This is a genomic window from Gardnerella sp. DNF00038 (assembly GCF_049262855.1).
GTDB lineage: Bacteria > Actinomycetota > Actinomycetes > Actinomycetales > Bifidobacteriaceae > Bifidobacterium > Bifidobacterium vaginale.
On the sequence record NZ_CP058407.1, the window covers coordinates 51,012 to 65,292 of the forward strand.

10 protein-coding genes and 1 tRNA gene are annotated in these 14,281 nt (G+C 45.9%); 8 read left to right on the forward strand and 3 right to left on the reverse strand.

The genetic code is table 11. The annotated features are described in order from the left end of the window. Nucleotides 1-12 precede the first annotated feature (12 nt). The 8 genes from HXT19_RS00220 (at nucleotide 13) to nagA (ending at nucleotide 9,972) form a co-directional block, all read left to right on the forward strand. Nucleotides 13-681: an N-acetylmannosamine-6-phosphate 2-epimerase gene (locus HXT19_RS00220; RefSeq protein ID WP_004113937.1), complete on the forward strand. Its 669-nt coding sequence runs from the start codon at nucleotides 13-15 to the stop codon at nucleotides 679-681. A 289-nt stretch (nucleotides 682-970) separates the two neighbouring features. After that, nucleotides 971-2,536, forward strand: a complete 1,566-nt coding sequence (locus HXT19_RS00225) for an ABC transporter substrate-binding protein (protein ID WP_004116517.1) — start codon at nucleotides 971-973, stop codon at nucleotides 2,534-2,536. A 198-nt stretch (nucleotides 2,537-2,734) separates the two neighbouring features. After that, the gene (locus tag HXT19_RS00230) at nucleotides 2,735-3,640 is read left to right on the forward strand and encodes an ABC transporter permease (protein ID WP_004113928.1); all 906 of its coding nucleotides are present in this window, start codon (nucleotides 2,735-2,737) and stop codon (nucleotides 3,638-3,640) included. A gap of 1 nt (nucleotide 3,641) precedes the next feature. Then, a complete protein-coding gene (locus HXT19_RS00235; protein WP_004113926.1) occupies nucleotides 3,642-5,666 on the forward strand; it encodes a dipeptide/oligopeptide/nickel ABC transporter permease/ATP-binding protein in 2,025 nt (674 codons plus the stop codon). Then, nucleotides 5,663-6,523 carry an ABC transporter ATP-binding protein gene (locus HXT19_RS00240; protein ID WP_004113924.1) on the forward strand — a complete coding sequence of 287 codons (861 nt, stop codon included), beginning with the start codon at nucleotides 5,663-5,665 and terminating at the stop codon, nucleotides 6,521-6,523. The genes HXT19_RS00235 and HXT19_RS00240 overlap by 4 nt, the downstream gene beginning before the upstream one ends. Before the next feature lie 157 nt (nucleotides 6,524-6,680). Next, nucleotides 6,681-7,640 carry a dihydrodipicolinate synthase family protein gene (locus HXT19_RS00245; protein ID WP_116439746.1) on the forward strand — a complete coding sequence of 320 codons (960 nt, stop codon included), beginning with the start codon at nucleotides 6,681-6,683 and terminating at the stop codon, nucleotides 7,638-7,640. A 184-nt stretch (nucleotides 7,641-7,824) separates the two neighbouring features. Beyond that, the gene (gene nagB, locus HXT19_RS00250) at nucleotides 7,825-8,637 is read left to right on the forward strand and encodes a glucosamine-6-phosphate deaminase (RefSeq protein WP_004116530.1); all 813 of its coding nucleotides are present in this window, start codon (nucleotides 7,825-7,827) and stop codon (nucleotides 8,635-8,637) included. A 75-nt stretch (nucleotides 8,638-8,712) separates the two neighbouring features. After that, on the forward strand, nucleotides 8,713-9,972 hold the full coding sequence (nagA, locus tag HXT19_RS00255) for an N-acetylglucosamine-6-phosphate deacetylase (protein ID WP_422119684.1): 1,260 nt from the start codon (nucleotides 8,713-8,715) through the stop codon (nucleotides 9,970-9,972). Nucleotides 9,973-10,487: 515 nt separating this feature from the next. Here the strand turns inward: nagA and HXT19_RS00260 are convergent. The 3 genes from HXT19_RS00260 to HXT19_RS00270 form a co-directional block, all read right to left on the reverse strand. After that, nucleotides 10,488-11,285: a FadR/GntR family transcriptional regulator gene (locus HXT19_RS00260; protein ID WP_004116536.1), complete on the reverse strand. Its 798-nt coding sequence runs from the start codon at nucleotides 11,283-11,285 to the stop codon at nucleotides 10,488-10,490. Next, nucleotides 11,269-13,992 (reverse strand): exo-alpha-sialidase, encoded by a 2,724-nt coding sequence (locus tag HXT19_RS00265; protein WP_422119685.1) that lies wholly within the window; start codon nucleotides 13,990-13,992, stop codon nucleotides 11,269-11,271. Before HXT19_RS00265 ends, HXT19_RS00260 begins: the two co-directional genes overlap by 17 nt. 169 nt (nucleotides 13,993-14,161) lie before the next feature. Continuing rightward, nucleotides 14,162-14,244: transfer RNA gene (locus HXT19_RS00270), tRNA-Leu, on the reverse strand. Nucleotides 14,245-14,281 lie beyond the last annotated feature (37 nt).

Here is a 14,281-nt window from a genome sequence, read left to right on the forward strand (position 1 = left end):
GGAGGAATCTATATGAATCCTGTAATTGAAAAAATTAAAGGTGGCTTAGTCGTTAGCTGCCAAGCTTATCCTGGAGAGCCGCTAAGACACCCAGAAACAATGGCACAAATGGCAATGGCTGCCGTAGAAGGTGGTGCTGTTGGCATTAGATGCCAAGGATTGTCGGATATTTCAGCGATTAAAGGGCAGGTAGATGTGCCTGTAATCGGAATCTGGAAAGACGGTCATGAAGGAGTTTATATTACGCCAACTTTGCGCCATGCACGCTGCTGTGCTGCTGCTGGGGCAGATATTATTGCGATTGATGCTACGGATAGACCGCGTCCAGATGGTTTGACTTACGAGCAAACTGTTCGCGCTTTGCATGACGAAGGCATAGTGGTTATGGCTGATTGCGGAAACTTTGATGACGCTAAGCGCGCGGCGGATTGTGGAACAGATATTATATCTACCACTTTGGCTGGCACTTCTCCCGGAAGGCCAAAGACTGATGGTCCTGATTTTGAGCTTTTAGGTCAGATTTTGCAAGCTTTCCCAAACTATCCGATTATTTGCGAAGGTCGTATCCACACTCCTGATCAGTTGCATAAGGTTATGCAAATGGGAGCTTGGGCTGCGGTGGTTGGAACTGCAATTACACATCCAACGTCGATTACGCGCTGGTTTGCGGCAAAGTTGTAGGCGGTGCATTGTAGGCGGATTGGTCGCCAGTAACCGTACTGGATAAAGTAAACAAATAAATAAAAGTATTGATTATATGTGTGTTGATTTTGTGCGATTTTGTGCTAATTTAATGACTTCAAAAATTAAATCAAAATTTTCACAAATTCGACACACTTATAACTTGACATCAGACATCAGACCTCTTATGTTTAAAGTAACGCGAAAATAACGCACGCGCTATAATTTAAAACGTTTTCGCATTCGAGGATGAAATGCGAAGAAAACAACTCAATGGTGAGGAGAAAATATGGCACGAATTAACTCAAAGCTAACCGCGGTAATCGCTGCAGGTGTAGCCGCATTAATGATGCTTTCTGGCTGTGGTGGAGCAAAATCCCACAAGGCAGCAAAAGCAAAGACTGCTGTTAAAGATACAATCACAGCTCAAGTCGCATACGCAAGCCGTGACTTTGCGCCATCCACTACTTCGGGCGCATTGCCAATGGCAGCAAACTGGCATGTGACAGAGCCGCTCTATGCTCTTGATTACAGCAATTTTAAAGTCTTCAATGCTCTTGCAAAAGGTGAGCCAAAGAAGATTTCCGACACCGAATATGAGGTAACAATTCGCGATGCTGCAAAGTTCTCTGATGGAACTGAAGTAACAGCAGGAGACGTAGTATCTTCCTTCAAGCGCACAACTGCAAAAGGCAGCCTCTATATATCTATGCTCGACTTTATTGATTCAGTTGAAGCAAAAGACAATCGTCATGTAATCTTCAAGCTAAAGAAAGCATTCCCACTGTTCAAGCAGCGTCTTGCTTTAATCCAGATTGTTCCAACAGCAAAGTCTGACGCAGATCTTAAGAACATGCCAATCGGCTCTGGTCCATGGAAGTATGTGTCCATTACAGATAACCAAGTAAAGTTTGAGCGCAACGATCTTTATAACGGCAAGTACAAGGCACAGACCAAGAAGATGGTTTGGAACGTAACCGTTGACGATACTGCTCGCGTAACAGCAATGCAAGGTGGAAAGACAGACGTAATGGAAATGGTTCCAGCACAAGCATTCAACACTTTGAAGGCGTCTGGTTCCGAGCTTAAGACCGCACAGGGCTTCACGCTTCCATTCGTTATGTTCAACACAAAGCAAAAGCCATTTGATGATAAGCGAGTTCGCCAAGCAGCTCTCTACGCGATTGATGTGAACAAGCTCATCACCAACCAAATGAGCGGTCAGGGCGAGCCAGCAACAAGCTTCTTGCCAAAGAACTATGCAAACTACCACAAGGCAAAGAACGTTTACACCAAGAACATTGCTAAGGCAAAGAGCTTGCTTAAGGAAGCTGGTGTAAGCGGTCCACTAAAGTTCACTCTTTACACAACAGACCACACTTGGATTACTCAGCTTGCTCCACAAATCAAGAACGATCTTGCGGAGATTGGTATGGATGTAGAAATCAAGTCCATGAAGTCTTCTGCTCTCTACCCACAGATTACCGACCGCGACGACGCAAACTACTCCATGGTTCTTGCTCCAGGCGACCCATCTGTGTTCGGCAACGATCCAGATTTGCTTATGAGCTGGTGGTACGGCGACAATGCTTGGACTCGTCAGCGCACGTTCTGGAAGAACTCCGAAGGATACGCAAAGCTCCACAAGCTTATGGATGAAGCTCTTGAAGCGTCCAAGCCAGCAGATCGCCAGAAGTATTGGAACCAGTGCTTCGATTTAATTAGCGACGAAGTTCCTCTGTACCCACTCTTCCATCGTAAGACTACGACTGCTGTAAAGAAGGGCGCATTGGCTGAGTGGAACGCAATCGGCTCCACTGGCATCAACCTTGTAAAAGCAAAGCTAACAAAGTAGGTGCAAGCTAAAAAATAACAAACTTCATTTTCCCTAACCTCTAACCGCAAAACCGGCCCGGCTGTTTACCTTTCTCGCCTTTGTGCAGATGGGCCGGTTTTGTTATGCCTTAATAACAAATTTCTTCAATGGATGTGTGGATGTCTTATGAGTAATTTTCTTAGACTTTTAGGTAGGCGATTAATCGCACTGCCATTCATGGCATTCGGTGTTACGTTCCTCGTATTCTTCCTTATGTCATTTTCAAAATATGATCCAGCAGTTGCAGCATTAGGTGAAAACTCATCGCCAGCAGCACTTGCCGCATTCCGCCATGAAATGGGTTACGATCGTCCGTGGTGGGAGCAGTTTGGATCTTACATAGTTGGACTATTCCAAGGAAACATGGGTGTTTACGGCGTAAACAAGGATTCTGTAGCTCAGAGAGTGGCAGATGCCTTCCCAATCACCTTGCAGCTAACCTTCATTGGTTTGTTGATAGCAATAATCTTTGCAGTAATCTTCGGCGTTTTTGCAGCTCTTTACCGCGACACTTGGGTTGACCAAACAGTCCGCGTGCTTTCGATTATTGCAATCGCAACTCCATCCTTCTGGCTCGGCGTTCTTTTGATTTACGTCTTGCAAATCAAGCTTGCATGGCTCCCAGGATCTGGCGATTTTGTGCCGTTCTTTGAAGATCCAGAAGCTTACATCGCTAGAATGGCAATGCCTTGCTTTGCATTAGGTCTCCCAGTAGCAGGTCAACTTACGCGAATCATACGAACCTCGATGGTAGAAGAATTGGATAAGGATTATGTGCGAACCGCAATCGGCGCAGGTATTCCAAAGAGTGTGGTGGTTGCTAGAAACGTGTTCCGCAACGCTCTGATTACACCAATCACGACTCTTGGTATGAAGATCGGTTACCTTATGGGTGGTGCAATCGTTATCGAAGTTATTTTTGCACTCCCAGGAATGGGCACTGCAATGTTCGACGGCATTAATGGCAACCAACCAATGCTTGTTCAAGGTGTTGTTTTGGTTGTTGCAATTGCATTCATCTTCATAAACATTATTGTTGATTTGCTTTACGTGTTAATCAACCCAAGAATTAGGACGGTGTGACATGCTATTCGGAAAGAATCAGGTAGTAGATGCCGCATCTAAGCCAGGCATCAAATTTAACAGATTTAAAAGCATGAGCTTAGGTTCTAAAATATCGCTTATTGTGATTGCAATACTGGCATTCTGCGCAGTATTCGCGCGATTCCTAGCTCCATGCGACCCAGTAAAGATTACGCAAAACTATCAGCCTCCAACAGGAGCGCACTGGTTTGGTACCGATAACCTTGGTAGAGACGTGTTCTCGCGCGTTATGTACGGCGCTCGCTACTCGTTGGTAATCGGCTTGTCGTCTGTGCTCTTTGCATTAGTGATGGGCGCAATAATCGGCGCAATCGCAGCTGTAAGCCGCACTTGGATATCTGAGCTTATAATGCGACTGATTGATATAGTAATGTCAATCCCAGGAATCGCATTAGCGGCTGTGTGCCTTGCAATTCTTGGACAATCCATGATTGGTATCATCATTTCCATCGGCGTGCTTTACGTTCCACAAATCGCAAGAATTGTGCGAGCAAATATAATAAGCGAATATGGAAAAGACTACGTTCGTGCAGTAATCGTTTCTGGTGCTCGCGCACCTTGGATTTTACTCAAGCACGTAACGCGTAATATTGCAGCTCCAGTTATGGTGTTCACAACGCTTTCTGTTGCAGACGCAATCGTGTTCGAAGCTTCTCTTAGCTTCATCAACGCTGGTATTCCAGAGCCAACGCCAACATGGGGCAACATTTTGTCTTCCGCTAAAGCAGGCGTTATCTTCGGATACTGGTGGCAGGCATTGTTCCCAGGCTTAGCAATCATGATTACTGTTTTGTGCCTAAACATTCTTTCTGAAGGCATTACGGACGCAATGGTTGCTGCTCCAACTGCTCCAGTAGCTAAGAGCGCTGCAGATGCGGATGCAGCTCGCAAGGAAGATAGGATTCTCACCGACCCAGTGGCAGCTTACAAGGAGCAGCACGACGCTTTGGTTGAGTCTTTGGCAAAGCTTCGCGAGGCTGAGTTAAAGCGCACGGATCGCTTGCAGCCAACGTCTACGGAGCCTCCAGTTATTGAAGTTAAAGACTTGTGCATTCAGTTCCCACGCTACGGCAGCGTAAATGTTGTAGATCACTTGAGCTTCTCTGTTCGTCCAGGCGAAACGATGGGCTTGGTTGGCGAATCTGGTTGCGGTAAGTCAATCACTTCGCTTGCGATTATGGGCTTGCTCGATCCAAAAGCTAAGATTAGCGGACAAATCCTCTTTAATGGCAAGGATCTTGTAAAGCTTAGCCCAAAGGAGCACAATGCTTTGCGCGGACACGAAATCGCAATGGTTTACCAAGACGCGTTGTCTTCCTTAAACCCATCAATGCTGATTAAAGCGCAAATGAAGCAGCTGACTTCTAGAGGTGGTACTCGTAGCGCCGAAGAGTTGCTGGAGCTTGTAGGCTTGGATCCAAAGCGCACGCTTGAATCCTACCCACACGAGCTTTCTGGTGGTCAGCGTCAACGCGTGTTGATTGCAATGGCACTTACGCGAGATCCAAAGTTGATAATCGCAGATGAGCCAACAACCGCTTTGGATGTTACTGTTCAAAAGCAAGTGATTGACCTTCTTAACGAATTGCGCGAAAAGCTTGGATTCGCAATGGTGTTTGTAAGCCACGATTTGGCTCTTGTTGCAAAGGTTGCACACTCGATTACCGTAATGTACGCAGGCCAGGTTGTTGAGCAAGGCTCCACCAAGGAAATTCTCACTGATCCGCATCACGAGTACACGCGCGGCTTGCTCGGCTCCGTAACCTCCATTGAGGCTGGCGCTCCAAGATTGCATCAGGTTCCAGGAACTGTTCCAAGCCCATCCGACTTCCCTAAGGGAGATCGATTCGCACCGCGTTCTTCTCATCCAGATCAAGGACTTGATGTGCGCCCAGTAATGAAGCGTATTCCAGGAACATGGCACTTCTATGCTGCGCCTCCCGATCCTGAAACGGATGCACCTTCCGCAATTTTGACCAACTCCGATCAAGGAGATGTGCGATGAACATGAATGTTAATGACGCAAACAAAACTCAAAGCGAAAATGGCGATGTTCCAATCATCGAGTTGCGCGACGCCGAAGTGGTGTTCACTACTCGAGCAGGATCTGGCTTATTCCACAAGAACAAGATTACAGCCGTAAACAAGGTGAATCTTAAGCTTATGCCAGGCAAGACGATTGGTATTGTTGGCGAATCTGGTTGCGGAAAGTCTACTACTGCAAACATTATGTGCGGTCTTCAGCAAGTTACAAGCGGTAAGGTTTTGTTTAAAGGTCAAGACGTTACGCATAGAACTGCAAAAGAGCGCATGGATATTGGACGCGTGGTTTCCGTTGTGTTCCAGGATCCAGCAATGGCTTTGAATGCGCGCATGAGTGTGATTGACCAGTTGATTGATCCGCTTGTTGTGCACAAGATTGGAAGCAAAGCTGAGCGCGATGCTAGAGCCAAGGAGCTAATCCGAATGGTTGGTTTGCCTCACTCTGTTCTTGGCGCTTTGCCAGGTCAGCTTTCTGGCGGCCAGCGTCAGCGCGTGGCAATCGCTCGTGCGCTTTCGCTTAACCCAGATGCAATAATCGCAGATGAGCCAACTTCCGCTTTGGATGTTTCTGTGCGTGCTCAGATTTTGAATCTTCTTTCCGACTTAAAGAAGAAGCTGAATCTTTCCATGGTGTTTATTAGCCACGATATTCAAACAATTAGATACATATCCGACGAGGTTGTTGTTATGAATCATGGAACGATTGTTGAGCGCGGCGAAACTCACCAGGTGATTAACAATCCGCAAGATGAGTACACAAAGATTTTGATGGGCGCGGCGCCTTCGCTGTTGCACCCAACGGAAGAAGAGTGCAAGTAGTGTGAGCAAGCGCTAGTTGCTAGTTGCTAGCTTAAATGCGCGGGCGGTCTGTTAAGACCTTGCAGTAAATCCATGCAGGCCGCCCATTAATTCCAAAATCTAAAGTCATAAATCATAAATCATAAAAAATCATAAAAAATACGAAAGAAGTTTAATCATGGCAGAAAAATTCCACGGCGTTATTCCACCAGTAGTTACGCCATTAACGGCAGACGGCGAAGTAGACGTTGTTAGCTTTGAGCGTTCGCTTAACCGAATGATTGAGGCAGGCGTAGACGGCTTGTTTACGCTTGGATCTTCTGGCGAAGTTGCGTTTAGCACAGATAAGCGCCGTCGTGAAATCATTGAAACCGTAATGCGCATTGTTGATGGTCGCGTGCCAGTGTTGGTTGGGTGCATCGATACGGAAACAAACCGTGTTATTGAGCATGCAAAGGAAGCTAAGGAGCTTGGAGCGGCTGCAATCGTTGCAACAGCGCCATTCTACGCACTCGGCGGCATGGCAGAAGTTGAGCGCCACTTCCGTCTTATTCACGAAGCTGTTCCAGATTTGCCACTGTTCGCTTACGATATTCCAGTTTGCGTACACACAAAGCTACCAGGCGCTTTGCTTGTAAAGCTTGGTAAAGATGGCGTACTTGCAGGCGTTAAGGATTCTTCCAACGATGACGTGTCGTTCAGGTTCCTTGTAGACGACAACAATAAGGCTGGCCACCCATTGACTTTGCTTACGGGTCAAGAGGTTGTTGTTGACGGCGCATACATGGCTGGCGCGGACGGTTCTGTTCCAGGACTTGCAAACGTTGAGGCAACTGGCTACGTGCGCATGTGGAAGGCTGCTCAGGCTGGCGATTGGGCAACAGTTAAGAAGGAGCAGGATTGGCTTGCTGCTTTGATGCGAATCGTTACTGTTCCTAGCGGAGTGGCAGGCTTCGGCGCAGGAGTTGGAGCATTTAAGACCGCAATGGCGTTGCTTGGCGTGTTTGATACAAATCAGATGCCAGACCCAGTTTGCCCACTTGAGGGAGAAAACGTTGAAGCCGTGGCTCGCGTTCTTAAGGAAGTTGGCTTGACTTTGGCAAAGACCCCAGAAGAAGTAAGCGCTTCTACTAAGTGAGTATTTTTATCAGATAATTTAAGCAAATAATTTAAGCAAATAATTTAAACAAAATCGTTTATTCATGGTGCATAGTAAATAAATGGTATTGCGGCGTACGCTTAAACGTATGCCGCAATGCTAATATTTGCTTGGAGTATTTGCAGAATCAAAAATCACCAAAGCTTTAAAGGAGAAGCTAAAGATGGCTGAAGTTATTATTGTAAAAGATCAGGATGAGGCAGGCGAGCTATACGCCGAATCTGTTGTAGATTTGATTAGTCGCAAGCCAGATGCAGTACTAGGGTTGGCAACAGGATCAAGCCCATTAAAAGCCTACGAGCATCTTGCAAAGCTTGTAAAAGACAAGAATGTTGACGTGAGCCGCGTACGTGGATTTGCGCTTGACGAATACATTGGATTGCCATTAGAGCACGAACAATCTTACCACAGCACAATCCGCAGAACTGTAACAGATCTAATAGGCCTAAACCCAGATTTAGTTCATGTTCCAGGAGATGTTCTTAATGGAGCGCCATTAAGCGAAGGTGATAAGATTGCGCACGCTGGAGCAGACTACGATGCTGCTATTGCTGCCGCTGGTGGGATTGACGTGCAAATCTTGGGAATTGGCTCCGACGGTCACGTTGGATTCAACGAGCCAGGATCTTCTCTTGCATCTGGTACTCGCGTTAAAACACTAACCGAGCAGACTCGCGTAGACAACCGCAGATTCTTTGACGGTGATATTAACCAAGTTCCAACTCACTGCATAACACAAGGAATTGGAACGATTTTGCGCGCTCGCCATCTCGTGCTTCTTGCGTTTGGTGAAAATAAGGCAGATGCGGTAGCTGCAACAGTAGAAGGTGGAGTAAGCTCGCTATGCCCGGCTTCTGCGCTTCAAATGCATCCTCATGCAACAGTGATTATAGATGAGGCTGCTGCAAGCAAACTTAAGCTTGCTGACTACTATCGTTGGGTGTATGCAAATAAGCCATCTTGGCAGGGGATCTGATACACAAGTCTGAAATTTAAGATAATAAATTTAAGATAATAAGATATCAAATAAGCACAAGCATAGGTGAATGAAATGTCAAAAGATGTGTATTTAGATGCCGTAAAGAAGATTGATGATTCACTAAAATCAAACGAAGAGCGCAATTTTGTAGTGCGCAACGTGAACGTTGTAGACGCTCGAGGAATTGTACCCAATTCGTGGATTTTGGTTAGTGACGGCGTAATTCTAGAGACTGGCATTTTAGACGAAGACCTTGCTTTAGCTATTAGCACTCGCGGCTTAAGCGCATCTGATTTAAGTGTTGTGGATGGGTGTGGCTGTTTTGCTACGCCAGGGTATATTGATCTGCACGCTCATGGAGCCTGGGAGCATTCGTTTGACGATGGTGCCGAAGGTATTGCTATAGCGCGCGCGTATCACATGCTTCATGGAACAACTAGGCAAGTTCTTAGCTTGATTACAAACCCTCTTGACGTAATGCAAGAGAATTTGCGTACTGTTAAGCGTGTTATGCAAACGCGTCCAGATGTGCTTGGGTCGCATTTAGAGGGTCCGTTCTTGGCGTTGTCTAGAAAAGGCGCGCACGACCCTAATTGCCTAGTGGACCCTACTCCAGAGCGCGTTGAGGCGTTGCTTGAGGCGGCAGATGGAACTTTGCGCCAAATTACTTTGGCTCCAGAGCGAGAACACGGCATGGAAGCGATTAAGCGTTTTGTAGAAGCTGGCGTGATCCCAGCAGTGGGGCATTGTGATGCAGATTATAAAACCGCGCGCGCGGCTTTTAATGCTGGCTCTACGCTTATGACTCACATGTTTAACGCCATGAACGGCATTCATCACCGTAAGCCAGGTCCAATCCCTGCAGCCTTGGAGGATTCACGCGTAACTATTGAGCTTATTAACGATGGTTTCCACGTTGAAAACCCAGTTTTGAGAATGGCTTTTGATGCTGCTCCTAATCGCATTGCGTTTGTAACAGATGCTATGGCGGCAACAGGTTGTGCGGATGGCGCTTATAAGCTTGGCGCTCTAGACGTTACGGTTACGGGCGGCCATGCAAGGCTTGTTTATAATGGTGCTATTGCGGGATCTACCCTGATCTTGGAAGTGGCAGTTGAGCGCGCTGTTAAGGAACTTGGCATTGGTTTGCCGGCAGCTATTGCGGCTGCAACTCTTATTCCTGCCCGCGCACTTGGAGTAGATAAGCCGAATGCTATAACTAGCGCTCCTTTGGGCTTAGTTGAAAAGGGGTACGCAGCCGATTTGCTTTTGCTTAATCCAGGAACTTTGGCAGTTGAGCACGTTTGGTGCGACGGTCATAAAATTTCGTAACGTAAAGCGTATCGTTGCGATTAATCGTGATGCTTTAGTACTCAGGCATCACCATTGAAGATGAAAGAACCGCTCTCGTTTAGTTAGGGAGCGGTTCTTTCATCTTATGCATACCAAGTGCGGTAGAGATTCGAGATTTTTCGCAGCGGATGAAGCGAACCTCAGCATCTTTGATGGTGATTCGCTGAAGTAGCAAGAAAAATCGAGAATCTCGGTGATAAACGCTACGCAATTGTTTTAGTACGTAAGAGGGCTGGGTGATTCTTGGTCGAACAGTATAAGAGCGGCAGCCGATACAAAATAATCCAATGATCAACCACTGCAAACAAACTTCAACACAAAAAACAAAATCAAAGACAAAACGGAACAACCGCAACAACAGACTACGCGTAAGAGGCAGAGCGTTGTGAGACAAGAAACACCCAGCCCTCAGCAACTCTAAATAGGAAAATCGCGCAAGACCAAGCTAAGTCACAGTGCTCATACAAGTCGATTTGTAAGAGAATGTACGTGCTTTAGTTCTTTTGCAGTCTATTAAGCAAAATAGACTGAATTGGCTCGTAATGGTCGTTTACAGCCTGTCTATATCCATCTGCGTCTCCCGCAATAGCCGTTTTTAGCATAAGCTCGTGCGCTCTAGCGGTTTTTTCAAGCTCGTCCGAAACTTCCAACCCCAATTGTGGCAAAACCGCCATATGCACAAGCCACAAGCATCGCACGAATTGCTCTGCAATCGTATTGTTTACCGCGCGCAAAATACCAGTGTGGAAAGCAATGTCTTGTTCCAAGAACGTTTTTCCAGCATGTGCTTCTTTAGTCATTATTTCCGAAAGCGCCTCCAATTCTGGCTGCTGTGTTCCTTTAAGTGACTCAACCACCTTATCCGCGCATCCAAGGTCTAGGAATTTTCGCATTTCTACAACATCGCTTAAATCTTCAAAATTCTTATTTATTGAGATTAAAGAGCGGAATGCAAGTGTTTCCACCATTGGGTCAAGCGATAATGAGCCAACAAACATGCCTTTCCCTTGCTTAACTTCCACAATATTAAGCGCTTCCAGCTTGCGAATCGCCTCGCGCACAGATGACCTTGATGCACCAATCAAGTTGCAAAGCATTGGTTCTGTTGGCAGCATATCTTTTGGCTGCAAGCGTTCTCTTAAGATAAGCGACCTGATTGCATCCATTGTTTCATCGCAGCGTTTTCTGGCTGTGATTGGAGCGGAGTTTGAGTTTGAGCTTGCCTGTAAGAAAGATAAACGATCTAGTGTTGTCATCTCGTCGTCTTCATGGCTGCTAAATGTCTCTTCCATGTTGGCTCCTTTCAGTTCGCGTAAGGCTTCCTTCTTCTAAATCTTTCATTTTTTCACTTGTGTTTATTTTATTTTTTATACAATCTAAGTCTGTATTGTTTAAACTTTTTGCATTGCTTTTAAAATCTATTTGTAAATTATCCTGCTTCCAAAGATTGGAATCTATTGCCGTTATATAAATTCCAGTAGTCTCTCTTTCCCACAGTAGTTGCAAAGTTCGTTTATTGCTAGAGCTAAGGCATTGATAAACGTGGTGGAATGGGTTTATGCACACGTTTTTTGCCCATGTTTTTCCGCCGTCGTAGCTAAATCTCACAACTCCGCGACCGCGATAAGGCATCATTTGGCTTGCGTTTGCAAACGCTATACAGTCTGCGTTTTCTGCATTTTCGCTGTTAAAACAGGTTGCGCTCGGCTGGCTGAATATCTCTGGCAAACTTGTGTCAAAAATTAGCTCGCTCCAAGTTTCTCCGCAATCATGACTAATGGCTTTGCCTACACATCCCGAGCGATTTTGATTTCGGAAGAAAGCCAGAATATCGCCATTTTTGCGTTCAACAAACACAGTTTCGGAGCTTGTGGCATCGTCGTCTTGCATTGTTATAGGATCTACGATTTTTCCGTTGATTAATCGCCCTTCGTTAATCATTTTGCCTCGGCTCCATGTTTTGCCGTCGTCGTCCGAAATAAGCGCTCCCGAAGAATAGTGCGATTTGCTTTTGCCGCTGCAATAGAATGGCACAAGTATTCTGCCGTAATGTTTCTCGCTTTGTCTAATAACTATTCCGTTCCCTGGGCATACTCCAGCGAAGCTCATCCATGGCTCCTTAACCATGTGATCGATTAGACGTGTCGCGCTCCACGTTTTGCCGTCGTCGTCCGAGTAGATTTGAGCTATATAACACGTTTTTTCGGCAAATAATGGCTGACTTTCGCTTGCAATTTCTTGCGATTTCCATATGTTCCACGTGGAACTGTCGCAAGTTTGTTTACTGTGCGAGTTATTGCGTAAGTCATTGTGCGAATCGCAATTTTTTATACTTCCGTCTGGGAAAACTAGCCACTTTGTTGCGCATTCTTTTTCGCTAGAATCGCATGGCAATTTTACGGCCGCGCTTCCATCCATTGCCGCCGCGTAGTTGCCACCTAAGCGGTCTATAAGCTTGATTCTTCCGCACGCGTCTACGCCTACAGCGGTTTTGCAATTTGTTAGCCCAATTCCGCTAGGATTAAGGTCTATTAATACGTTAATTCTTTCGCTTTTTCCCGCTGGATCTAAAATGGGGCAGGAGTCGATTGCGCTCGCGCCCAGTTTTCCAAGGTTTTTGCCAGGCATGTTGATTACGGTTTGCAAAGGCTTCCACGTTTTTCCGCCATCTGTGGATCTGCGAATCACAAAGTTTATGTGGTTTGGAGCGTCGTTTGAAACGCTTGTTCGCTGGTCTGCTCCTGAGATTAGCGTTCCCATGCGCGTTTTTACAAGAGACGGTATTCTGTAGCTGCGAGAGCTCGCATATCCCGTATCGAATAATGCGGTTGTTACAAGCGGCTTTACTCTTGATATTCTTTGGATTTGTCCTTCGGTTAGTGCGCTAAAGTAGATTCCGCCTGTTCTAGCTTCGCCCATTAATCGCACTCCGCGCAAGTCTTCGCCTATACTCACTGCGTTTAATTCTGGTATGTTTGCAAACCAGAATTGTCCTATGTTGTGCGACTGGCTGTATCCGTCTACGTAAATGTCGGTTGCTCCGCGATTTGCGCGAATAATCAAGTCGTGCCATTCGCCGTCGTCAACGCTTGCGGCTGCTTCGATTACGCTTTTTACGCACGTTTCGCTGTCGATTAGCGTGATTTTTATGCCTTCTGGTCCTGCGTACACGCTTATTTTTCCGCTAGATTCTAGATTAGTTTTTGTTCCAACAGTTCCAGCAGCAAAAAGCACTCCATGTTGGCCAGGTCCGCGCAATCTAAATTGAATGTGCAAAGTTCCGCTTGAGTTGCAAGATACGCGTTTTATGTCTCTTGCACAAATCGTAGGTCCTGCAAACCATATGTCTGGCTGTGCTTGAGTGGCCGAATTTGCGATTTCTTCTGGATTTGGCAAGTGACTTGAGTAGTAAAAGTCGTAGATTTGCGAAGATTCTGCCTGCGCTGCACACACTTCGGCCGCTTTTCCGCTCACTCTTTGCGGCCCAAGATTCGTTGCGCTCGCAAAGCATTGGTATCCGTCTAAATAGAATCGGCTTCCAAAACTTCCGTACGTTATTGCAAAATCGTGTTCGCGCCCGTCGCATGCGCCTAGCGCATCTTCCATTTGTAGTGCAATTTCTTTCGCACCGTTTGCGTCGGCGCTATCTTCTAAAAGATTTTGTGCACTAAGCAGGGGAGCGTCTTCTTTAATACTTATTTTTATTATTGGAGTTGTGTGCTCTTGTTGTGCAGAAGCTTCCGACTTTTGCGCGGGCTTAATATCTAATAAATCACAATCCGAATTTGCTACAAATTTAAACCCTATTATTCCTTCGTTCTGATTTATTTCCTCGTTTTTATCTTTGCGATTGATTCCCGATTCGTTTTCGCTATATTTTTTGATTTCACTAGATGGTGTAATTTTTATTGTGGCATGGTTGAATCGCGTGTGCTCCGAACCTTTGATATCCGCGATATCTTCAATAAGGCTCGTCGTCTTCGTTGAACGACGTTCCATTTTAGTCCTCCATGACCAGAAAAATTAAAACCACTATGTTTTAACACGTCTGACGTCTTACGACATCTACTTATTTAGTCTATCACATATTTTTAAGCAAACGCGCAACTGTTGTAAGATGATGCTACAAAATAAAAAAGAACGTCGAAAAATCAACGTTCTTAAAGAGTGCGAACGGCGGGACTTGAACCCGCACGAGTATACACTCACTGCCACCTGAAGACAGCGCGTCTACCATTCCGCCACGTTCGCATACAGACCACAAAGCTACCATATTTGCAGCCGTTTA

Bases quoted from the DNA above. Each gene is read 5' to 3' on its own strand.
- HXT19_RS00220 (WP_004113937.1), top strand. From the start codon at position 13: ATGAATCCTGTAATTGAAAAAATTAAAGGTGGCTTAGTCGTTAGCTGC.
- HXT19_RS00225 (WP_004116517.1), top strand. From the start codon at position 971: ATGGCACGAATTAACTCAAAGCTAACCGCGGTAATCGCTGCAGGTGTA.
- HXT19_RS00230 (WP_004113928.1), top strand. From the start codon at position 2,735: ATGGCATTCGGTGTTACGTTCCTCGTATTCTTCCTTATGTCATTTTCA.
- HXT19_RS00235 (WP_004113926.1), top strand. From the start codon at position 3,642: ATGCTATTCGGAAAGAATCAGGTAGTAGATGCCGCATCTAAGCCAGGC.
- HXT19_RS00240 (WP_004113924.1), top strand. From the start codon at position 5,663: ATGAACATGAATGTTAATGACGCAAACAAAACTCAAAGCGAAAATGGC.
- HXT19_RS00245 (WP_116439746.1), top strand. From the start codon at position 6,681: ATGGCAGAAAAATTCCACGGCGTTATTCCACCAGTAGTTACGCCATTA.
- nagB (WP_004116530.1), top strand. From the start codon at position 7,825: ATGGCTGAAGTTATTATTGTAAAAGATCAGGATGAGGCAGGCGAGCTA.
- nagA (WP_422119684.1), top strand. From the start codon at position 8,713: ATGTCAAAAGATGTGTATTTAGATGCCGTAAAGAAGATTGATGATTCA.
- HXT19_RS00260 (WP_004116536.1), bottom strand. From the start codon at position 11,285: ATGGAAGAGACATTTAGCAGCCATGAAGACGACGAGATGACAACACTA.
- HXT19_RS00265 (WP_422119685.1), bottom strand. From the start codon at position 13,992: ATGGAACGTCGTTCAACGAAGACGACGAGCCTTATTGAAGATATCGCG.